Below are 21,456 nucleotides of genomic sequence, written 5' to 3' on the forward strand. Positions count from 1 at the left end.
TTTTGGAGAAAGTTTTTCAAAAGAGTTTCACATTTGAAGATTATGTCAAAAAAAACCAGTAGAGAGATTGCACTAGAAAGAAGAAAGGCGATGAGTGATAGCGGTAAAAAAGCTGCTGCTTATTCTTCAACTACGAAAGATAGAGTTCGATCTTCTCAAGATATACAAATTCCTGGGACTCAGTCTTCTCCTGATAATCAAAATATTTCTAAACCAGCTACAAAACATATTCCAAAAAATCAGGTAAATAGAAAGCCCTCTTCAGCAAATTTATCTAGTAAAGAGTTAGTAATAGAGAGAAGAAAAGCAATGTCTACCCATGGGAAATCGGCAGTAACTTCATCCGATAGAACTCGTACTGAGGTTAAAAAAGAAAGTCCTGTAAAGACAGTTATAACTACAACAAGCAAAAATTCAGAAGTTCAAAATTCACATAATACAGAAATTAAAACATCAAAACCAAACGCTAAAAGAAGAATTAATCAGAAGCGAAAGCCTATTACTAATACAAGCAGAGATATCGTTTTAGCGAGAAGAGAAGCTCAATCTAAGCATGGTAAATCAGCAACTAAACAAAATACCAGTGCGGCTTCTCTAGCTAGAAGGGGAGACCCAGATTTAAGTAGTAGAGAGATTTCTCAGAGAGTGAGAGAGCTAAGAAGTAAAACTGGTGCCACAGGTAAAAAAGGTAATGGTAAATGTAGGCCATGCGGTCCAAATAAAAATGGCGCTAAACAAAATATTGCTGATGCTAGCTGGAAAGTTGGCAAAAGTGAAACTGACTCAGGTCAAATAGTTACTGGAACACAAGCTAATAGATCTGTAAAAACTACAGGTAATGAAGCAAGTACATGCAGAACAGTCACCGGTACTCAATATATGGGAGCAGAAGTAATTGATCAATTTTGTCAAGATAGACCAAGTTATCAACAACCACTTAGATCTACTGTTACCTCTACCACATCAGGTAATAAAGTAACTGGAAATGAAGTCGGTAGATCTGAGAGGGTCACGGGCGATGAGCCTGGGACTTGCAAAAACCTTACAGGCACTGAATATGTATCGGCTAATCAATCACAGAAGTATTGTGGTGATGTTCCAAAAAATCCCTCAAAAGTGAAACATAGTACTACAACTGATGGATTAAAAGTATCTGGATCACTCCCTGGTAGATCAACTCTGGTTACTGGAGATGAATCAGGTTCTGGACATCAGTTAACTGGAGATCAATATCTTGGCTCAGAGCCAAATCCAAAAGGTAAAGCATTTGAAAAAGTAGGTAGTTACAACACTCTTAATGGGAATAATGTAACTGGTACAGGTGTAGGAAGATCAGACCATATGACAGGCAATGAACATGGGAGTTGCAAGAATGTAACTGGTGATGAGTATATAGGATCTCAACAATATGAGAAGTTTTGCGGTTCAAAACCAAAACCAGAAGCTAGAAAAGTAGGTTTAAGCCTTTCTTCAAAGTCAAATTTAATAAGCGGGACTATGACAGGAAGATCAAAAATAGTAACTGGAGATGAACCAGGTTCATGCAAAGTGCTAACAGGAACACCATACGCAGGCTTAGATCAGATTAATGATAATTGTAGTACCGAGATTTCTGAAGATATGAAATCCCGATCAACAGTTAATTCTGGAAATAATTCAAATGCCAGACTTACAGGACAACAACCAGGAATTGGCGGAGTAATGACAGGTGCTAAGAAAGGTGCTTGTAAAAACCTAACAGGGACTCCTTATGTTGGTGGAGATCAGTTCTCTCAAGCTTGTGATAATTCTCCACATGATACTGCTTATGCGAATCCGGAAAAGTCAGCAGGTAACTCTTGGAATGAATTCTCTGTTAAATCACCATCAAGAGACAAATATTCTGAAAAAAATACTCAAGGTGTTACCGGTAATGAATATGAAAATGGTTCAAAGGTAACAGGACCTTTTGATATGGCTGTTGATAAGGTGACTGGCACTGAAAAATTTAGATTTGAACCGAATAAAAATATTACTTATAAACAAAAAATGGAAATCGAAGAGGCCGACCGTGCTGCAAAGACACCAGAAAAAAGAGTCTCATCAAGAATTACTGGTGAAGGACAATCAGTAGGAAATGTAACTGGTGATGATTGGGATCGCGGTGATAAGGTAACGGGTACAGAGGGAGCTTCTTCTAGAAAGCGAAATCCTTCAAGAGCAGGATTGATGAGCGCAATGCCTCCTATGGAAGTTAAAAGAAATGAGGAAACAGAAAAACCAGATTTCTTGATAACTGGATCAAGTGGTAATACTCGTGAAGGACAACTTATTACCTTTTCAGGTGGTGCAAGAGGTTAAGTAAATAATGCCTTTAAGAGGACTGGCTAAAGCCAAGAACTTCACATTGGGGCCAACAGCTCCAATGAAAACTTTTACTGAAAATATCCAGATACAAACTAAAAAATCAAATAATTTCCGAAATTCTGGAAAGTCTCATAAATTAACTAATAATATCCAAAATGAAAATCTATTTAGGTACGAAAGCAAAATAAAAAGTGATTTTGACGAAATTGTTCCAACCCTAAAGGAAATTGCTCGAATACAACATCATGAAGATTTTATAACTAAAGCTCAGGTAATATCAAGAAAAAATTTAGGAATAGATCTGCCCCTTCATGTGCTAGATAAATCTTGGGTTAAACCTCTTGATATGAGAGCTCTATATGCATGGTGTGCTTTTAAACAACATGAGAAACTTAGTGATAATTTTTTTAATAATGATCCACTTGAAGGTGCTTCAGGAAGTAGAGGTGCGGAAGATTTTGAAAAATTTCTTTTAGATTGTGGAATACATTTACTTGATATAACTCCTTGTTCAGATGGGCGATTAGCTCATTCTGTAGCATATGTAATGAGAATACCTTTTAGTTCAGTAAGAAGAAGATCTCATGCTGGTGCACTTTTTGATATTGAAAATACAGTAAATAGATGGGTAAAAACTGAACACAAAAGATATAGGGAGAATGTTCCTAATGAAGCGCATAAAGATACCAGGTACTTAAAAGTTGTAACTTATCATTTTAGTTCTGTAGATCCTTTTCATCAGGGATGCGCAGCTCATGGGAGTAATGACGAGTTAGCTGCAGCAGAAGGTAGAAATAAATTATATGCTTTCAAAGAGGCAGTAGAGAATAGCTTTTGCTGCGGAGCTTCTGTGGATTTAATGTTAATTGGACTGGATACAGACACTGATTCATTAAAAATACATTTATCAACTATCGATGGCGGTATAGATTTAGAAAAAACTATTTCTACATTAGAAATTTATAATTCAACAATAAATTTTTCAAAAGAGGATGCAGAAAGAGAAATTTGCCAGATAATTTCTAATCAATCTTCAAAAGATAAACTGAGTGGACTAGAAAAATTTACGTATAAATTAATTGTTAATAATATTTCTCAAATTGACTATGTCAAAAGTTTTCATAACGGTTCTTATGAAGATATTGGTCATGCAGAGAGGTTTATTGGAGTTGGTATAGGTTTTAAAGAAGTACATCTCAGAAATTTAACTTATTTTGCTCATCTAGATACAGTCGAAGAAGGGGCACCAGATTTAGATGTAGGAGTTAAGATTTTTACTGGATTAAATGTTTCTCAAGATCTACCCATTCCGGTAGTAATAAGATTTGATTACTCTGGCAAAGTACCCGGCGCAAAAGAGAGAGCAATAAAAGATTGTGAAAGAGTTAATAATGCGATATCAATTAGATATAAAAATTTAGTTGATCAAGGTTTGTTACATACTTGCTCTACTATTAGAGATAGGGACAACATTCATTCCGCCCAAATTATTGGAATGTCTTTAGATAAAAAAACAGAGGAGGCTCACTAATTATGTTAATTTGCAAGGTTGTAAAACCACTTGTTTCTACCAATAGGATTCCAGGTTTTGAACATAAACATCTGCAGGTTGTATTAGATGGTTCCTCTAATAAAGTTGCAGTTGATGCTGTTGGCTGTAAGCCAGGAGATTGGGTTATTTGTGTCGGAAGTTCTGCTGCTAGGGAAGCAGCAGGAAGCAAATCTTATCCAAGCGATTTAACGATTGTTGGAATAATTGATCATTGGGATCCAGACAAGTCATAAAAAAGGAGGATATGAATTGTGGAAATTATGAAGGTATTAGGAAGGATGGTATGCACTCAAAGAGTGGCTGGCTTAGGTCATATGAATTTACGAATTTTAGAAAATAATAAAGGAAAGAAATTAGTTGCTGTTGATCCTGTTGGAGCCAGAGAAGGTAACTGGGTTTTTACTTCTAGCGGCTCTGCAGCTAGATTTGCGTGCCCTAATCCAGAAGTTCAAACCGATTTAACAATTGGCGGTATTATTGATTATTGGGAAAGTGATTAAAAATTTTAACTTCAAAAATTTATTGAAAAACTTTGTTGAAGGTATAGTGTAATTAGTCTCGAATAAAGAATTTGATGTGGGATAAAAGAGAATCACCTTTGAGGATTGAAAAAAGATTTGAATTTGAGCAATACTCAAAAATCAGTAAATTCATGGGGAAAATTGAGAAATTATGTGAAGAAAGGCATATCTATCCAAATATCAGCTTCGGTAAAAATTTTGTAAGTCTCTCAATATTTTTAGATAATAAAGAAATATCAGATATAGAAAAAGACTTTTCAAAGGATGTTGATAAATTTTATTTAGAAGATTAGTCCTTTTTAATAATTACTTGGCTTCGCAATATCTCTTTTGATTAAAGCCATTAAATATGTGGGAGCTTTATATCTACCAGGTAGACATCTATTTAAAGTTTCAAGATGCCCCCAACACACTGTCTTTTCTATATCTTTAACTGAGTTACCTTTTAAAATTAATAGTCTAAGAGCTTTGCAAAATAAAGGATAACCTGCTTCAAGTTCATCTATATTAAGCTTTGCTGCTGACATAGATCAAAGGTTAATTATTAGCTAATAATCTATACAACTATGGTGCAAAATTGGTTCATATTTCAAATTTCTCAATAATTAGAAACTAATCTAAAAATGCCACGCAATCTATCTCAACTAAAACTCCTTTTGGTAGAGATGAAACTTCCACACAGGCCCTTGCTGGTGGATTATTTATATTAAAAAAATCACTGTATATTTTATTGACAATTTGAAAATTACTTAAGTCGGTTAAGTAAATAGTCGTTTTTATTACATCCTCTATTCTTGCTCCACCAGCTTTAAGAACTGCTGCGAGATTTTTTAAAACTTGAACAGTTTCCTTCTCGATATCACCTAGACATGTTATTTCATTTAAAGCTGGGTCTATAGCAATTTGACCAGAACAATAGATAAAATCTCCAGCTTTTATTGCTTGATTATAAGGTCCGACTGGATCTGGAGCATTTGATGTTTTAATTACTTGTTTGGGAGACATTTGTTTAAGAAGATACTTATACATTTAAACCCATAAATCTTTATTTGCTCTTAAAAAAGTAAATTCTTCTAAATTTTTTGCTCTTAAGAAAAGGTTTATTTTCATCTCTTCATCAAGTAAAAATGGAATTGTCAATTCATTATGAGAAAGTTTTTTTTCAACTTCTGAAAGTTTATTTTTTATATCTTGATCTTTAGGCTTGAGATTCAATGCCCATAATATATTTGATTTAGTATATTCATGTGCACAATATACAAGGGTATTCTTTGGTAAAGATTTGATTCTTTCTAGTGAAGTATACATTTGTTGATAAGTTCCTTCGAAAATTCTTCCACAACCTCCAGAAAATAATGTATCACCAATAAAAAGAACAGGATTTTTACCATTCAAAAAGAAGGCAATATGTGAGCTTGTATGCCCTAATACTTCAATTATTTTTACTTCTTCACCTAAAATATTTAAAGTTTCACCATCCTCTACAGATACATTTTGAAAAGGTATTCGCTTTTTTTCTTTGGAGGAAGCAATTACCTTTACATTAGGCCATCTTTCAATAAGGGACTTAGTCCCCCCAATATGGTCTGAATGATGATGAGTTTGCAAAATAGCTTTTAAGTGAAAATTATTTTCATCTATATATCTAATTACTGGTTCGTGTACAGATGGGTCAACAACAACAACGGATTTATTTTTTACCCATAACCAAATGACGTTATCACTTAAAACTCTGAGTCCTATTATATTTCGAGCTTTATTTAATTCCATTGTTAACTTAGAATGAAGAATCCTTTGAAGAAATTGATCTATGTTTACTATAGCTTTACCAAAAGGAGCTCTGTTAAAAGATTCAATTTCTACTTTTAAAAAAGTTGGGTTAGATTTCTCTGACGCGTTGGACGAAAATAATAGATCATTAACTTTTGAATCAAGTTGCAAAAGGGCTAAAGCTTTATTAGTAAGAAATGGAGACGTTCCTGTTTATGTAAGTTATGGTCAGGCTGATTTGGGTATTGTTGGGTATGACGTTTTACGAGAATCTGAATTAACAGTCGCAAGATTACTCGATTTAGGATTTGGGGGTTGTAATATGTCGTTGGCGGTTAAGAAAAATAGCAATTATTCAAAACCAACTGATCTTCCAGCGAATTGTAAAGTGGCAAGTAAATTTGTAAAAACAGCAAGATCTTATTTTGATGAATTAAATATTCCTGTAGAAATAGTTCATTTGACAGGATCAGTCGAACTTGGTCCTATTACAGGTATGGCAGAGGCAATAGTTGATTTGGTGGCAACCGGAAAAACTCTTAAAGAGAATGGTTTAATTAAAATAGATGATATTTTCTACTCTACTGCAAGACTAATTGGCAATCCTTTATCTATGAGATTGGATGATAATCATCTCAGAGATACAATTTTATCAATAGAATCAAATAATGCTTTATAGAAGATTAGCTAAATGTTTTTTAAAGATTTTAGAAGGATTAAAAAGTTAGGTAAATATTTAACTAAAGATAAAAAAACGATATATCTAATCTTGATAGTTTTGTTACCTGTTTCTTTCTCTGGAGCTATTCAACCATTATTAGTTGGTCAAGCAATTACCATTCTCAAGAACGAAACTACTGATGTCTGGTTAAGTAAAACTTTCTTTGGGCAGTCAATAAATGCAATAGTCCTAACTTTATTTATTACTGTTCTTTTTAGATTAGTTCTGCAGGGATACCAAACTTACAATATCCAAGCAGTGGGGCAACGTTTGACAGCAAGAATAAGAAGAGAACTTTTTGATCATTCAATATCTTTATCTCTTAAGTATCACGATAAAATGCCTGTAGGAAAATTATTAACGCGATTAACAAATGATGTCGATGCTTTAGCTGAGGTTTTTGGTAGTGGGGCAGTTGGAGTCATTGCTGACTTCGTCAGTCTGATAGTAATTTCTTTGACAATGCTGTCAATTGATCGAGGACTTGCCATTTTATTACTTTTGACTCAAATCCCAGTCTCATATTTCATTATTTGGCTTCAAAAACGTTATAGAAGAGCTAATTATCAAGTAAGGGAAGAATTGTCTCAACTCAATTCTGATTTTCAGGAGAATCTTCAAGGTCTAGAAGTGGTTCAGATGTTCAGAAGAGAGGCTTTCAATAGCAAGAAATTTTCCAATACTGGAGTTGCTTATAAGAAAGCAGTAAATGGAACAATATTTTATGACAGTAGTATTTCAGCATTTATAGAATGGATTTCTCTTGCCGCGGTTTCCTTGGTTTTGGCAGTTGGAGGATATCTTGTTACCTCTGGAAATATTGGTTTAGGAACATTAACAACTTTTATTTTATATTCCCAAAGACTTTTTGAACCTTTAAGACAGCTTGCAGAAAGATTTACTCAGATACAAGGAGGTTTAACAGCTGTAGAAAGAATAAATGAATTATTGGATGAAGAAATACTAATTAAGGACTCTATTTCCGCAAAACATTTTTTAGAAAATTCTAAAAATGCAAATAAGAAATTTAAGGGGAAAATTGAGTTCAAGAACGTTAATTTTTTCTATAACGAAGGAGAACATATCATAAAGAATTTATCTTTCATAATCAATCCGGGACAGCATGTGGCTTTTGTAGGGCCAACTGGTTCAGGTAAAACTACCATAATAAGACTTTTGTGTAGATTATATGAACCTCAATCAGGCCAAATTTTAATAGATGATATAGATATAAAAGATATTCCTATTGCAACTCTTAGAAATATGTTGGGAGTAGTTTTGCAAGATACCTTTATCTTTAGTGGAAATGTCGCAGATAATTTGAAACTTAATTCGAATGTAGACAATCTTGAACTAGAAAATCTTTGTAACGAATTAGGTTTAGATAATTTGTTGAAAAAATTACCAGAAGGTTTGAACACCTTACTAAGAGAAAGAGGGGGGAATCTCTCGTCTGGTGAGAGACAACTCCTTTCAGTAGCTCGAGTAGCGATTAGAAATCCTGTTGTTTTAATAATGGACGAAGCAACAGCTTTTATGGATCCCTCTACAGAGGCTACTTTGCAGAAAGATCTTGAGAGAATCCTGTCAAAAAGAACAGCATTAGTAATCGCTCACAGATTAGCAACTATTGAAAGTTCTGATAAGATTTTAGTCTTAAGAGGGGGATCATTAGTTGAAGAGGGAACACATAGTGAATTGAGACTGAAAAGGGGTTTATATTTTCAGCTCTCTGAGCTTCAACAAAAAGGATTCGCGAATTTTTAATGATTTTTAGAAACCAAGGATCGTTAATAAAAAAATCAAATAGCATATCTAGGGATGAGCTGATAAATCTTTATGGTTTAAATTCTTATGAGTTCACTCAAATTAACAAAGAAGAAATATTTGTATGTAGTAAAAATAAAGGTTTAGATCTAATAGAACTAGATCAACTTTTACAAACTGTCGGTTGGAGCAGAAGACCTATAAGGAGAGTGAAAAGAGCTTTGGATTTTAGTATTTTGGTGGTTGGGTTGTGGCGTCATGATGATAAATTCCCCAGACTTGTGGGATTTGCAAGATGTACTGGAGATGGAATTCTAGAGGCAACAGTTTGGGATGTAGCTATTAACCCTGTCTATCAAGGACTTGGATTGGGGAAAGAACTAATGAAATACATCCTAAAAGAATTAAAAAATATTGGAATTTCTAAGGTAACCCTTTTTGCTGATGCTGAAGTGGTTTCATTTTACAAAAGACAAGGTTGGATATTAGAACCAAGAGGCTCTAAATGTGCTTTTTGGTATGCAAATTAATCATTTTTTATAATAGTCAGAATATATAGATTTTAACGACTCGCCTTTTAACCATCTTCTTCTATAGTGCCAGTTCCTAATTGCTTGGAGAAAAATATTAGTTCTTTCCCATTTTCTTGAACTTATTAAAATAGTCGAATTTAATTGTTTTAAATCTTTTTTATTGTTTAATCTCCTTAAAAAATCTACATCTTCCATCAGAGGTAACTTTTTAAAACCATTATTCTTAAAGTAAGTAGTCTTATTAATTATTAAACCTTGATCACCATAAGGTTGTTTAAGAAATTTACTTCTAAAATTTACAAAAATCTCGAGGATTCTATAGATTATTTTTTTGTTATTAATTTTAAATTTAAAATAGTAAATATAATTCTTGTCTCCTTTTAAAACTGAATTTATTTTTCTAAACCAATCATGAGTTAATCTTGTGTCTGCATGTAAAAACATGAGCCAGTCTCCTTTGGAATTTTTAGCACCTACATTTAATTGTAAACCTCGATTTTTTTCATTTAATTTAAATACTTTTGCTCCATAAATATTTGCTACATCAATTGTTTTATCTTCACTGCCACAGTCAACAATAATAATTTCTCCATCTTTTTGAATGATTGACAAGTCTGAAAGCAATAATGGCAAATTATTGGCTTCATTAAAAGTTGGGATTATAATCGAGATCTTAGACAAGTTGATTACTATTTTGAATATCAATTATTGTATCTATATCTATTTTTTTATCTAAAAATTTATATTTTAATTTTAAAGACGCAAAATTATCAATTGTATTTTGCAGAACGCTTTCTGTCCCCCACATAATATTGATAAAAGGTAAATATAGATGCATTGAGATTATTTTTTCTGATAAACCAATAAGCCAATATCCACCATCATTAGATGGGCCCAATATAAGATCATTTTGTTTTAGTTCTCTTAAAGTATTCAATAAATCTTGATGGCATAGATCTGGAAGATCAGTACCAATAAAAATAATATTTTTGATTTTATTTTGAGTACAAAATTTTTTGTTGATGATTATTTGCCTTTTCATTTTTTCGCCCAAGCAACCTTTGCCTTGTAAATTAAATTTTTGGATGCCTAATTCTTTAGACCATCTCCTACAATTTTTTTCCCCTAAACCAGATATAGCTATAGAAATATCAATTAGATTTGTTTCTTGGATAAATTTAGCAACTGAAATAGTATGTTTGGTCATCACACTTTGTACTTTTGCAGAATTACTTTTACCTATATCTTTTGATAACCTTGTTTTGCATCTTCCAAAACCATGCCATTTTGCCATGATAATAAGTAATGCTTTATCCAATACTTTATAGAAACATAAAATAATTATATTCATAAAAAGAAAAAAATATAAAAAATTTTTTTAATTTAGATCATGCATTGTTAAAAATTTTTAAATTTATCCTGATCTTGTGATTTGATAATGGCCAATTATTAAATTCCAATTAGATTAATAATCTAGATAATAAAATTTTGCAAGCAACTAATTCTATTTGGGCGGAAGTTCAACTATCACTCCAGAAAACTTTAAGTAAGCCCTCATTCGAGACATGGATAAGGCCTGCTAAATTTAATTGCTTTGAGAATGGTTTGTTGACATTAACTGCTCCAAATACATTTTCAAGTGATTGGTTAAGAAAGAATTATTGTGAAACTATCGAAAAAGCTACAAAAGAAATTTGTGGTCATGATGTAAAAGTTGTTTTTAAATCTGAAACAAACACCATAGACACCTTAACAAATAAAAAGAAACCAAATGAAGAGAACGTTAATCATAAAACAAAATCTTTTTTTAATAATACCCAAAATAATTCTTCAAAAAATCAATTCAAGAATCCTAACGGTTTAAACTTGCGTTACGTCTTTAAAAGATTTGTTGTAGGACCAAATAGTAGGTTGGCGCATGCAGCAGCTTTGGCAGTTGCCGAATCTCCTGGGAGAGAATTCAATCCATTATTTATTTGTGGTGGAGTAGGTCTTGGTAAAACTCATTTAATGCAAGCAATAGGTCACTATAGAGTAGAAATAGATCCAGATGCAAAAGTTAAATATGTATCTACAGAGACTTTTACTAACGATGTTATTAGTGGTATCAGGAGAGATGGAATGACAGCTATTCGAGATAAATATAGAAACGTAGATTTGATCTTAATAGACGATATACAGTTTTTAGAAGGGAAAGAGTATACACAGGAAGAATTTTTTCATACTTTTAACGCTCTTCACGAATCAGGAAGTCAAATCGTTATTGCAAGTGATAGACCTCCAAGTCAATTGTCGGGAATTCAAGAGAGATTAATCTCTAGGTTCTCAATGGGTATGACAGCAGATATTCAACCGCCTGATCTTGAGACTAGGACGGCTATTCTTCAAAAAAAAGCCGAACAAGAGAGCATGAGTCTTCCAAGGGATTTAATCCAATTTATAGCAGGAAGATTTACTTCTAATATTCGAGAATTGGAAGGAGCATTTACTAGAGCTGTCGCATTCGCATCAATAACAGGGTTGCCAATGACAGTTCAATCAATTGCTCCAATGCTTGATCCAAATAGTGTAGGAGTAGTTGTTACTCCAAAACAAGTTATTAATAAAGTATCTGATTTCTTTAAAGTTTCTACTGATGAATTGATTAGTTCAAGTAGGAGAAAACCGGTAAGTCAGGCTAGGCAAATAGGCATGTATCTTATGCGACATGGAACAAATCTAAGCCTACCAAGAATTGGAGATGAGTTTGGAGGTAAAGACCATACAACAGTTATGTATGCTATTGAGCAAGTTGAAAAAAAATTGTCTATTGATCCAAATATTGCGAGTCAAGTTCAAAAAATAAGAGATTTACTTCAAATAGATTCAAGAAAAAATTTATAGTTTTACGGTTAACTAGAAACAAAATTTCTAGGGTCTTGATCATATCTATGCCTGAAAGGTATCTTATCTATTTCATTGATATCACTGAGTGATTCAATTTTGTTTATTGATTGTCTCAATAACCTTGCTGAAATCAAAGGCATATCTCTTGGAACTGAGATTCTATTTTTTAAGTATCTTAAAGAGATCCCTGAAAGTTTTTTAGGGATTAGAACTTCGCCTGTGATCATATGGGTCAACGCTGATCTCAATGATTCTTCAAAAAATTCTTTATTGTGTGGGTTTACTTTTAGTAAATTGTTTTTATGCTTTATTACCCTTTTAAGAGCGATTTTAGCGAAATGTTCTGAATCATAATTTTTATTTAATTCATAATTACCTAGACCCTTTCCAGTATCTATTAGTTCAGAGAAAATAATCTGTTGTTCATTGCTTTCTTTATAACATCCACCCATTTGTGGGGGTAAATCATGGGAGTGAGTATGAAAGTCTCCTTGAGTGCCTCTATAAACACTTGTTCCTTCAAAAAGGGTGAGCCAGTTGTCTACATGACGGTAACTAGATCTTAAATTAAACCCTTTATAATAAGCTAATGAAGCATTCATTCTCTCCATATATGGAATAAAAATTATATCTCCAACACCAGGCTCTATATTACCCCTATTAGATACTGATGGATCAATAAACCCTGATTTTGATTTGCTTAGGATTTCATTGAGTTTAGAAATGGATTCTTTAAATCTTTTTTTTCTAAAAGAGTTATCTATAAAATTAAGGCTTTCTCGGCAGAGCCAGTTACACCAAGATCTGAAGATTTCTCTTTCTAATTCTCGAATTTTATCAAGGTTACGGGATGTTATAAATGATCCAAGTGCTCCAAATTCATTTTCTAAAAAAGCTATTATATCATCGCTTTCAATTACAACTTGCCCTTTAAATTCAATTGCGGGTAATTTACCCGATCTGACTTTATTGAGGTACCAACTTTCCTTTTGACCATAGCAAAACATATTTATTTTTTTGACTCTGTATGGAATTCTTTTAAATTCAAGCCATAACCATATTTTCTGACAGTAAGGACACCAAGAATGCTTATCTCTGTATAGGGTAACTATCACATCATTTTCAGTATGCCCAAATAATCTTAAATTTGAGTAGGAATTATTTATACCATTGACTTTATCAAGATCTTCAACTTCGAATTTATTTAAATCATCCCATGTCAAAATCCCATTCATTCTTTGAATTAAAGCTATAAACTAACGTTATAATAATTGATTAAAAAAAGTCTTGGAATTTGAATTCGATTTAATTGTTGTTGGAGCTGGATCTGGGGGGCTCGCGGCGGCTAAACGTGCAGCAAGCTATGGAGCTAAAGTTGCAATCGTAGAAGTAAATAAAATAGGAGGAACTTGTGTGATAAGGGGTTGTGTCCCCAAAAAATTGATGGTTTATGCAGCTAAATGTAAAGAAAATATGGATTCTTCTGAAGGATATGGATTAAAAAATGAAGGCATTAATTTTGAATCAAATATTTTATTGAAGAATGTTAGAAAGGAGGTTTCTAGATTAAGTAATTTACATAGAAATTCTTTAAATAAACTTAACATAACTATTTTTGAGGGCTTAGGAAGATTTACGAATCAAAATGAATTAGAAATAATTTGTCCAAAAACAAAGAAAATTAAAAACAAAATAAGTTCAAAGAAAATTCTTATTTCAGTTGGTGGTAAACCAAAGAAATTGGATATTCCTGGGATAGATTTGGCATGGACTAGTGATGATATTTTTGAATTAGAAAATTTCCCCAAATCAATATTAATAGTTGGAGGTGGATATATTGCTTGTGAATTTGCTTCTATTTTCAGAAATTTAGGCACTCAAGTAACTCAATTAATAAGAGGCCAACATTTACTTAATGGTTTTGATGAAGATCTTTCTCTCTGCCTAGAGGAATCGCCTACTTTTACTGAAATAAATATAATTTCAAATACTCAACTAAAGACTATCGAGAGGGTAAATGGAAATCTAGAATCTACCTTGGACTCGGGTGTTAAACTCCTAACTAACAATATCCTTATTGCTACAGGCAGAGAACCAAATCTTTTGCCTTTAAATTTAGATTTTTTAAATCTAAAGATGGATGGCCAATATTTAGATGTTGATGAATTTAATCAAACAAGCAACGCAAACATTTTTGCAATTGGCGACATTATAAATAAACCAAACTTAACTCCAGTCGCGATAGAACAAGGAAGAGTTTTTTCGGATAATTTTTTTAATGACCAAAAAAGAAAAGTAAATTATGAAAATATCCCTAAGGCCGTTTTTACTATTCCAGAAATTTCAACAGTTGGCTTAAGTGAGAGAAAAGCTATAGAAATTCACTCTGAAAAAAATATAAGAATTTTCAAATGCAAATTTACCCCTATGTCTAATACTTTTAAAGAGAATAAATCAAAATGTTTATTGAAAATTGTAGTTCATAAGTTAACTGATAAAGTCCTGGGATGCCATATGTTTGGAGAAACATCATCTGAGATTATTCAGATGGTATCAATTTCATTAAATGCAGGAATAACAAAAAAAGACTTTGATATTACTATGGCTTTGCACCCAACCATCTCAGAAGAGTTTGTGACTATGTATGGATAAAATTATGAATTAGAAAATTTTAATTTTTCTTGAGCAAATAGAATTACTATAAGTATTGAAAAGTAAATAAATAACCCTATCCTTAATTGTGAGAGATTACCAAATCCATTCAAAAAGAGTAACTTATCGAGAATGTAAAAAATATAAAAATTAATCAAAATAAATCCTTCAATTCTAGTAATTTTACCTTTGCTCCAGAAAATTGGTAAGCATGCGAAGGTAGTTAAAACCATAAATGGTAAGTCAACTTTTATTAGACTTTGTTCAATTGCTAAACCTTTAAATCCTGAAAAAATACTACAACTCCCAAGGATTAGAAGTTGATTGAGCAAATTACTTCCTATTACATTTCCAATCGCAAGATCTGTTTTGCCTTTAAACGCAGCAATTATTGAAGTCACTAATTCCGGTAAAGATGTTCCGGTGGCGACTATAGTTAAACCAATAACAATTTCATTTACCCCCAAAAGACTAGCAAGTGTTTGAGAACCATTTACTAAAATATTTGAACCAAAACTTAAAAGAAATATTCCCAAAATTAACTTTAGTAAGATATTAAGCTTCCCTTTATAATTTTCTTTAAATTCTTCTATCTCTGGTTCAGCATCTTTTGTCTCTTCTCCTTTCTCATTGATGGTAGTAATTTCCCATATTGTATTTAAGATTAAACAAAATATTAGAAAGACCCCTGCTTGAAATGTTAATAAGCCTGTTGATGCCATAGCCCAAACCGCACAAGAGATAGCCATTAATAGAGGCACATCTCTTCTTACTATTCTGCTTTTCACCTTAAGAGGTGTTATCAATGAGCTTATACCCAAAACTACTAGAATATTGAAAATATTGCTTCCAATTACATTGCTTGCCGCAATCGAATCACTGCCTTTTAAAATTGAACTTAAACTTACCAACAACTCAGGAGAGCTTGTTCCAAGAGAAACAACTGTTAATCCAATTACTATTTGAGGTATTCCTAAAATTAAAGATAAAAATATGGCCCCTTGAATAAAGAACTCTCCTCCAGCAAAAAGTAAAACTACTCCTAAAACTATTTCTATTATTGGAAATAAAAAATCACTCATATTTAGAATTTCATTTAGATAATAAGAATTTTTATAATTGGTTAATAACTATCCTCGAATATCTATAAATTATTGTCAATTTTAATTTGCTGTTAAAATTAATTAAATAGAAAAAATTTTGAAAACTTTAACCATAATAAAACCTGATGATTGGCATTTACATTTAAGAGAAGGTCTTGTATTAAAAAATATTATTCATTTTACTTCCGAGTTTTTTGGAAGAGCTGTCGTTATGCCAAATACTAAAACTCCCATTACATCTATTGAAAGAGCTAGATATTACAAGAAATCTATTGTTGAAGCTTTACCAGAAAGTTCTAAGTTTGAACCACTAATGACAATTTATCTTACAGATGATACTGATAAAGAAGAACTAATAAATGGTTTCAAAAATAATATCTTTTTCGCAGCAAAATTATATCCTGCCAATGCTACAACAAATTCCAGTTATGGAGTAAAGAAAATAGAAAATCTATATAAGATTTTCGAATCGATGCAAGATAATGGAATGCCTCTCTTGATTCACGGGGAAGTGACTGATTCTGAAGTAGATGTATTCGATAGAGAAGAAGTTTTTATAGATAAAGAACTCTCTCAAATAACTAAAAGATTTCCAAAATTAAAAATCGTTTTAGAACATATAACTACCTCATATGCAGTGGATTTTGTTCAAGAAAATAATATTGGAGCTACTATCACTCCGCATCATTTGCATATAAACAGAAATGCAATGTTTTTTGGAGGCTTAAATAGTGATTTTTACTGCTTACCAGTTGCCAAGAGGGAAAATAATAGACTCTCTTTAAGAAGAGCTGCAACAAGTGGAAAAAAATGTTTTTTCTTGGGAACTGACTCTGCTCCACACCTTAGGAAGTGGAAAGCTTTTTGTGGATGTGCTGGAATTTTTAATTCGCCAGTAGCAATAGAAAGCTATTTAACAGTATTTGAAGAAGAAGATGCTCTAGATAATTTTGAAAAGTTTGCAAGCTTAAATGGCCCTAATTTTTATAATATTTCCCCAAATTTAGAAAAATTAAAATTAGTGTCTAGACCCAATAAAGTAAAAGAATTTATTGATGTTGTTGAAGATGAAAATATTGTCGGACAAATAAAACCATTTCATGCAGGTGAAATTTTACGATGGCAGGTAGAAGGGATAGTAAATTAAAAAAAAATCAGATTTAATCAGACAATTAAAAGTGTAAATATTCAAATTTTTCTTGGTTAAATGGGTTGCTTTCGGCTACGATAAAAAAGCGCAAATTCCTTTTGGGAGTGTGGCGGAATTGGTAGACGCGCCGGACTTAAAATCCGTCGAGCGATTTAGCTCGTGGGGGTTCAAGTCCCCCCACTCCCATTATTTAATTATTTATTTTTAGTTCTGACGATAACTAACAATAGTTGTTATGTTTTAACTATAAACCATAAATCAAAATGGAAAGTTTTTTCAATAATTCATTCGCCACTTTAATTGCTTATATTGGAATTATTTCTACCTATTTATTGGTTATTCCATTATTATTATTTTACTGGATGAATAATAGATGGAATATTATGGGCAAATTTGAAAGATTAGGAATTTATGGCCTCGTATTTCTTTTTTTTCCAGGTTTAATTTTATTTTCTCCATTTTTAAATCTCAGACTAAAAGGAAGTGGTAAAGGGTAAATAATTGACTAAAGGTAAAGTTATACAAATAGGTTTATTTATTTCATTTATAGGATTAATTAGTTATGAATTTGCACCGCAAATTGGTATCGACAACTTTACAGCTACTACTCTCTCAAGTTGTATCTTGATTTTGATTGTTATTACTTGGGTAACATCTTACGTTTATAGAGTTGTAAATGGAAAAATGACTTTCATGGAACAAAGGAAACGTTATAGAAAAAAGTATGAAAAAGTTGTTAATGATAAACTAGAAACCAAATTCAATGCATTGTCAAAGGAAGAGCAGCAAAAACTAATGGAAGATTTAGAAAAAAATCCATAAATCTTTCATAGAAAAATCCAAAAATCATGAAAGATAACAGAATGAAAATTATTAAAAATGAATCTTTATCTAAGGTAGATGAGAAGTTTTGTGACTTAAAAAATAATAATAAATTAGCTTTAATGCCTTTCATAATGGCTGGGGATCCCAATATTGAAATAACGTCTGAGATCTTATTAAAGTTACAAGAAAATGGAGCTGACCTTATTGAATTAGGTATCCCTTACAGTGATCCACTTGCAGATGGACCTGTCATTCAAGTGGCGGCCTCTCGCGCCTTAAAGGCAGGTACTAACCCAAAAAAAGTAATTAAACTTTTAGAGTCTTTAAAAGGTAAGTTGAATATTCCCATCATCCTTTTTTCTTATTTAAATCCATTACTGTGTTTTGGCTTTGAAAAGTTTTGTGAGATGGCATCTAATGCTGGAGTTTCTGGACTAATAGTTCCTGATCTCCCTTTAGAGGAAGCTTATAAATTTTCTAAAACAGTTAGTGACCATTCTATGGACTTGATTTTATTGGTAGCACCAACTACTCCTTTTGAAAGAATGAAACAAATATCAAATCATACAAAAGGCTTTACTTATTTAGTAAGTGTTACAGGTGTCACTGGTGAGAGAAACAAAATGGAAAATAGAGTAGAAAAGCTCATTGCCAAATTAAAAGATGTAAATGACAATCCAATTGCTGTTGGTTTTGGGATATCCACCCCTGAACATGTTAATAAGGTTCGTAATTGGGGAGCAGATGGAGTAATTATTGGGAGTGCATTTGTAAAACGAATTTCTAGTTCAAGTGAAAAAGATGTCGTCTATCATGTTGGTGAATTTTGCAAAGAAATGCGTTTGGCAGCCGATCAAAAAAAATAAAATACAAAAAAAATCTATTAATTAAAAAAAATTATTTATATACAATTTATTTTAATAATGTATCCAATTTGTTTTTATTGTCTTTAAGATTCTTCCGTAGGTAATAATCTGATTTGTTTTCTTCCTAGCTTAATTTCAAATTCATCGCCTGCTTTTAAATCAAGAAGTGCTGTATAAGCTTTCCCAATTAGAAGATTTCCGTTGCCTTGAACTGTAGCTATATAACTAAGTTTTCTTCCTCCCTTACCAATACCTGCGACTCCAGAATCACCAAGATTAACTCCTTTTGCTTCTAAAAGTGCTTCATAAAATGCGGTAAAGTTTAAGCGTTCACCTCCGTTTTTCTTAGTGGAAACATATCCACATCCGCGAACTAGGTCAGATTTGCTAACATCACCAAGTTCTTTGACTTTTGCAAGGAGATCGCTTCCAGTTAGCATAATTAATTAAAAGAAAGTTGTATTAAATAACATAGCAATTTGTGTGTAATATATGCAATTATTTATTATGTATTTACTCTATATATTTATCTTTAAAATGGAAAAGTTTGTAGTTTTTGGAGAGTACTGTGAAGATGCAATTATTAAAAGGGGACCTTTTCGTGAACAACATCTTAATAGACTTAAAAACTTAAAAGATCAAGATATTCTTGTTACATTAGGGCCAACAAAATGTACCAAATATTTATTTGGAATTTTTAATGCTAATAATGAGAATGAGTTGAAAGATCTTATTGAGGAGGATATATATTGGGAAAAAGGTATATGGATTAATTATGATATTTATCCATGGATTCAAGCTTTTTAAATATAATTTACGAAAATATTTTTAGTAATTATTAACTAATAATTGAAAAAAAATAAATTTAAATGAAATTAAATAATATTTCTACTTTATTAATTTAATTATTTATCATATTTAGGAATTAAAGAAATATTTATTTTAAGGTTAGTTTTTAAGGAGTTATATTATTTTTAACTAAAATATCATATTTAAATAATATTTATTCACAAGTATCTTGTGTTATCTGGTTTACTAAAGAGTCGATATCTAATTGATTATATGGTGGTATTTGTTTTGTTTCTCGATTATCATCCTTGATATTGTTTAACCATTTTTGCTCAATCTTTATAAGATTTTTTGCAATATTGAACATCCCGCCTTTTTTATATAACTCTTTAATTTTGAGAATAATCTCAGTGGTTCTGCTTGATTTGATATTTAATTCATTTGCTAAATCTTTTTGGGTAAATCCGTGAGATTTTAACCAGTCTTTAATGAAGGCGATAAGTTCTTTTTCTTCCTGTATAGATAATTTACTCATTCAATAAAAAGGAAATAACTTATTAAGCTTATTCTCTGCTCTTGCTCTTATTGAAGGAGTCATGTATTTGCTCCATATACCGAGTACTGCTGTGAGGGCTACAAAATCATCACTAAAACCAACTAAAGGCATAAAGTCAGGGAAAAGATCAAATGGCATAATTAAATAGGCTAGCGCAGCCATTAATGAAACTCTTACTTGTGCTGGAGTATAAGGATCTAAAGCCATCTCCAAAACTTCTAAGGCAGGCTTGGCAATTGTTCTTCCTGCTTTAATAAGAATCTTGATAATGATATTTTCGTCAAATGTTGAACTTTCTAAAACTTCAGCATCATAGATTTTTTCTTGGGTTTTGTAATTGTCTTTCATCCTTATAAATGAAATTTAAATATTTTTAATGGAATTTTTAGCTAATACTATCAACTAATCCATTCTGTATTCCTGCTTTTCTAAGTTTTCTTAAAGCACGTTGAACAACTTGTCGGCAATATTCCCTGCTACAACTCATATGTCTTGCAACTTCAGCTAAAGTTCTCCATTCATTTGAGCCGTCTAAACCAAATCTTAGGCTTACTATTTTTCTTTCTTTTTCAGTTAAATTTGCTTTATCTAATAATTTCCAAGCAGAGGCGGTCCTTTCGGCTAATTCCGCTAACTCCATTGGAGCAACCTGATCACTCGGAAGGATGTCAACTAACTCGGAAGGATCTGATTTTGATTTGACAGTACCTTGGAGACTAACAGTGATGCTTCTCAATTCACAAGAAAGGAGTTCGTCAATTTCCTCTTTGGTTATTTTCATTTCTTTAGCTAGCTCATCACTACTGGGGGGAATACCCTTAAGTTGCATAAGCTTTGATTTCGCTGATCTTAGTTTTGTAAGTTTTTCATTAATGTTAACAGGGATCCTAATTGTTCTACTTTGAGTTGACAAAGCTCTATTTAGACCTTGCCTAATCCACCAATAAGCATAGGTAGAAAATCTATGTCCTCTAGAAGGATCATATTTTTCTACGGCTCTTGTGAGACCTAAGGTTCCCTCCTGAATTAAGTCCAGTAATTCTAATCCCTTCCCTTGATATCTTTTAGCAAGGTTGACAACTAGTCTTAGGTTGGCTGTTATCATCTCGTTTTTTGCTTTTTCACCAATTTTGATTTTTTTTCTTTCAGCTTCGGAATATTCACAAGCAGGCCCTTTGCCACCAGCCTCTTGACATCTATTGACAAGCACAACCATTTCTTGAACTTTTCTGCCCATTGTGAGTTCTCTTTCGGGAGTTAAAAGTTGATGACGACCTATTTCACCAAGAAAATCGCTTAATGAACTCACGATTTACCTCATTGTTGATATATTCAACTTATAGTCAATTCAGTAATAAGCCATACATGTAATAATTAATTAATAATTAATTAATAATTATTTATTAATTAATTATCATT

26 protein-coding genes and 1 tRNA gene are annotated in these 21,456 nt (G+C 32.0%); 16 read left to right on the forward strand and 11 right to left on the reverse strand.

The window, feature by feature from the left end; genetic code table 11:
* The first annotated feature begins 42 nt into the window (after positions 1-42).
* The 5 genes from csoS2 to HA140_RS02970 all read left to right on the forward strand — a co-directional run bounded on the left by csoS2 (position 43) and on the right by HA140_RS02970 (position 4,712).
* Positions 43-2,340 carry a carboxysome assembly protein CsoS2 gene (gene csoS2 / locus HA140_RS02950; protein WP_209039657.1) on the forward strand — a complete coding sequence of 766 codons (2,298 nt, stop codon included), beginning with the start codon at positions 43-45 and terminating at the stop codon, positions 2,338-2,340.
* Between the two features lie 7 nt (positions 2,341-2,347).
* Positions 2,348-3,877, forward strand: coding sequence for a carboxysome shell carbonic anhydrase (locus HA140_RS02955; protein WP_209039658.1), 1,530 nt, complete (start codon positions 2,348-2,350; stop codon positions 3,875-3,877).
* 2 nt (positions 3,878-3,879) lie between these two features.
* Positions 3,880-4,131 carry a carboxysome peptide A gene (locus HA140_RS02960; protein ID WP_002805244.1) on the forward strand — a complete coding sequence of 84 codons (252 nt, stop codon included), beginning with the start codon at positions 3,880-3,882 and terminating at the stop codon, positions 4,129-4,131.
* 18 nt (positions 4,132-4,149) lie between these two features.
* A complete protein-coding gene (locus tag HA140_RS02965) occupies positions 4,150-4,398 on the forward strand; it encodes a carboxysome peptide B (RefSeq protein WP_025969106.1) in 249 nt (82 codons plus the stop codon).
* 74 nt (positions 4,399-4,472) lie between these two features.
* Entirely contained in the window at positions 4,473-4,712 is a 240-nt protein-coding gene (locus HA140_RS02970) for a 4a-hydroxytetrahydrobiopterin dehydratase (protein ID WP_209039659.1), read from the forward strand.
* A 6-nt stretch (positions 4,713-4,718) separates the two neighbouring features.
* Here HA140_RS02970 and HA140_RS02975 read toward each other — a convergent pair whose 3' ends face one another.
* From HA140_RS02975 to gloB, 3 genes are all read right to left on the reverse strand, one after another.
* The gene (locus HA140_RS02975) at positions 4,719-4,946 is read right to left on the reverse strand and encodes a DUF3136 domain-containing protein (RefSeq protein WP_209039660.1); all 228 of its coding nucleotides are present in this window, start codon (positions 4,944-4,946) and stop codon (positions 4,719-4,721) included.
* 85 nt (positions 4,947-5,031) lie between these two features.
* Complete coding sequence (locus HA140_RS02980) at positions 5,032-5,424, reverse strand: Rid family detoxifying hydrolase (protein ID WP_209039661.1); 393 nt, start codon at positions 5,422-5,424, stop codon at positions 5,032-5,034.
* A gap of 24 nt (positions 5,425-5,448) precedes the next feature.
* On the reverse strand, positions 5,449-6,189 hold the full coding sequence (gene gloB / locus HA140_RS02985; protein ID WP_209039662.1) for a hydroxyacylglutathione hydrolase: 741 nt from the start codon (positions 6,187-6,189) through the stop codon (positions 5,449-5,451).
* A gap of 40 nt (positions 6,190-6,229) precedes the next feature.
* Between gloB and hisG the strand changes: the two genes are divergently transcribed.
* The 3 genes from hisG to HA140_RS03000 are packed head-to-tail and all read left to right on the forward strand — an operon-like array spanning position 6,230 to position 9,207.
* On the forward strand, positions 6,230-6,868 hold the full coding sequence (gene hisG / locus HA140_RS02990; protein ID WP_209039663.1) for an ATP phosphoribosyltransferase: 639 nt from the start codon (positions 6,230-6,232) through the stop codon (positions 6,866-6,868).
* A gap of 12 nt (positions 6,869-6,880) precedes the next feature.
* Positions 6,881-8,677: an ABC transporter ATP-binding protein gene (locus HA140_RS02995; RefSeq protein WP_209039664.1), complete on the forward strand. Its 1,797-nt coding sequence runs from the start codon at positions 6,881-6,883 to the stop codon at positions 8,675-8,677.
* The gene (locus HA140_RS03000; protein WP_209039665.1) at positions 8,677-9,207 is read left to right on the forward strand and encodes a GNAT family N-acetyltransferase; all 531 of its coding nucleotides are present in this window, start codon (positions 8,677-8,679) and stop codon (positions 9,205-9,207) included. Before HA140_RS02995 ends, HA140_RS03000 begins: the two co-directional genes overlap by 1 nt.
* Here the strand turns inward: HA140_RS03000 and HA140_RS03005 are convergent, their stop codons facing one another.
* Positions 9,208-9,891 (reverse strand): TIGR04283 family arsenosugar biosynthesis glycosyltransferase, encoded by a 684-nt coding sequence (locus tag HA140_RS03005; RefSeq protein ID WP_209039666.1) that lies wholly within the window; start codon positions 9,889-9,891, stop codon positions 9,208-9,210.
* A complete protein-coding gene (locus HA140_RS03010; protein ID WP_209039667.1) occupies positions 9,884-10,504 on the reverse strand; it encodes a TIGR04282 family arsenosugar biosynthesis glycosyltransferase in 621 nt (206 codons plus the stop codon). Before HA140_RS03010 ends, HA140_RS03005 begins: the two co-directional genes overlap by 8 nt.
* Before the next feature lie 194 nt (positions 10,505-10,698).
* Between HA140_RS03010 and dnaA the strand changes: the two genes are divergently transcribed.
* Positions 10,699-12,093, forward strand: a complete 1,395-nt coding sequence (dnaA, locus tag HA140_RS03015) for a chromosomal replication initiator protein DnaA (RefSeq protein ID WP_209039668.1) — start codon at positions 10,699-10,701, stop codon at positions 12,091-12,093.
* An 8-nt stretch (positions 12,094-12,101) separates the two neighbouring features.
* On the opposite strand, the gene HA140_RS03020 is transcribed toward dnaA, so the two are convergent.
* Positions 12,102-13,331, reverse strand: a complete 1,230-nt coding sequence (locus tag HA140_RS03020; protein WP_209039669.1) for a glutathione S-transferase — start codon at positions 13,329-13,331, stop codon at positions 12,102-12,104.
* A 52-nt stretch (positions 13,332-13,383) separates the two neighbouring features.
* On the opposite strand from HA140_RS03020, the gene gorA reads away from it, so the two are divergent.
* A complete protein-coding gene (gorA, locus tag HA140_RS03025) occupies positions 13,384-14,748 on the forward strand; it encodes a glutathione-disulfide reductase (protein ID WP_209039670.1) in 1,365 nt (454 codons plus the stop codon).
* Positions 14,749-14,750: 2 nt separating this feature from the next.
* Here the strand turns inward: gorA and HA140_RS03030 are convergent, their stop codons facing one another.
* Entirely contained in the window at positions 14,751-15,830 is a 1,080-nt protein-coding gene (locus HA140_RS03030; RefSeq protein WP_209039671.1) for a calcium/sodium antiporter, read from the reverse strand.
* A 118-nt stretch (positions 15,831-15,948) separates the two neighbouring features.
* Between HA140_RS03030 and pyrC the strand changes: the two genes are divergently transcribed.
* From pyrC to trpA, 5 genes are all read left to right on the forward strand, one after another.
* Positions 15,949-16,998 (forward strand): dihydroorotase, encoded by a 1,050-nt coding sequence (gene pyrC, locus HA140_RS03035; RefSeq protein WP_209039672.1) that lies wholly within the window; start codon positions 15,949-15,951, stop codon positions 16,996-16,998.
* Positions 16,999-17,101: 103 nt separating this feature from the next.
* A tRNA-Leu gene (locus HA140_RS03040) sits at positions 17,102-17,187 on the forward strand.
* A 77-nt stretch (positions 17,188-17,264) separates the two neighbouring features.
* A complete protein-coding gene (locus HA140_RS03045) occupies positions 17,265-17,498 on the forward strand; it encodes an NAD(P)H-quinone oxidoreductase subunit L (protein WP_025892975.1) in 234 nt (77 codons plus the stop codon).
* A 4-nt stretch (positions 17,499-17,502) separates the two neighbouring features.
* Positions 17,503-17,823, forward strand: coding sequence for a DUF3007 family protein (locus HA140_RS03050; protein ID WP_209039673.1), 321 nt, complete (start codon positions 17,503-17,505; stop codon positions 17,821-17,823).
* A 26-nt stretch (positions 17,824-17,849) separates the two neighbouring features.
* Complete coding sequence (gene trpA / locus HA140_RS03055; protein ID WP_209039674.1) at positions 17,850-18,692, forward strand: tryptophan synthase subunit alpha; 843 nt, start codon at positions 17,850-17,852, stop codon at positions 18,690-18,692.
* A gap of 83 nt (positions 18,693-18,775) precedes the next feature.
* Here the strand turns inward: trpA and HA140_RS03060 are convergent, their stop codons facing one another.
* Complete coding sequence (locus HA140_RS03060; RefSeq protein ID WP_209039675.1) at positions 18,776-19,132, reverse strand: AbrB family transcriptional regulator; 357 nt, start codon at positions 19,130-19,132, stop codon at positions 18,776-18,778.
* A gap of 97 nt (positions 19,133-19,229) precedes the next feature.
* Here HA140_RS03060 and HA140_RS03065 point away from each other — a divergent pair, with 97 nt between their 5' ends.
* Positions 19,230-19,499: a YciI family protein gene (locus HA140_RS03065; protein WP_209039676.1), complete on the forward strand. Its 270-nt coding sequence runs from the start codon at positions 19,230-19,232 to the stop codon at positions 19,497-19,499.
* A gap of 196 nt (positions 19,500-19,695) precedes the next feature.
* Here the strand turns inward: HA140_RS03065 and HA140_RS03070 are convergent, their stop codons facing one another.
* The 3 genes from HA140_RS03070 to HA140_RS03080 are packed head-to-tail and all read right to left on the reverse strand — an operon-like array spanning position 19,696 to position 21,346.
* The gene (locus HA140_RS03070) at positions 19,696-20,016 is read right to left on the reverse strand and encodes a hypothetical protein (RefSeq protein ID WP_209039677.1); all 321 of its coding nucleotides are present in this window, start codon (positions 20,014-20,016) and stop codon (positions 19,696-19,698) included.
* A complete protein-coding gene (locus HA140_RS03075; RefSeq protein WP_209039678.1) occupies positions 20,017-20,385 on the reverse strand; it encodes a YkvA family protein in 369 nt (122 codons plus the stop codon). It abuts the gene before it with no gap.
* A gap of 37 nt (positions 20,386-20,422) precedes the next feature.
* Positions 20,423-21,346, reverse strand: a complete 924-nt coding sequence (locus tag HA140_RS03080; protein WP_209039679.1) for a sigma-70 family RNA polymerase sigma factor — start codon at positions 21,344-21,346, stop codon at positions 20,423-20,425.
* Between the last annotated feature and the right edge of the window lie 110 nt (positions 21,347-21,456).

This window comes from Prochlorococcus marinus CUG1417, from assembly GCF_017695975.1.
In the GTDB taxonomy this organism is placed as follows: domain Bacteria; phylum Cyanobacteriota; class Cyanobacteriia; order PCC-6307; family Cyanobiaceae; genus Prochlorococcus_A; species Prochlorococcus_A marinus_AG.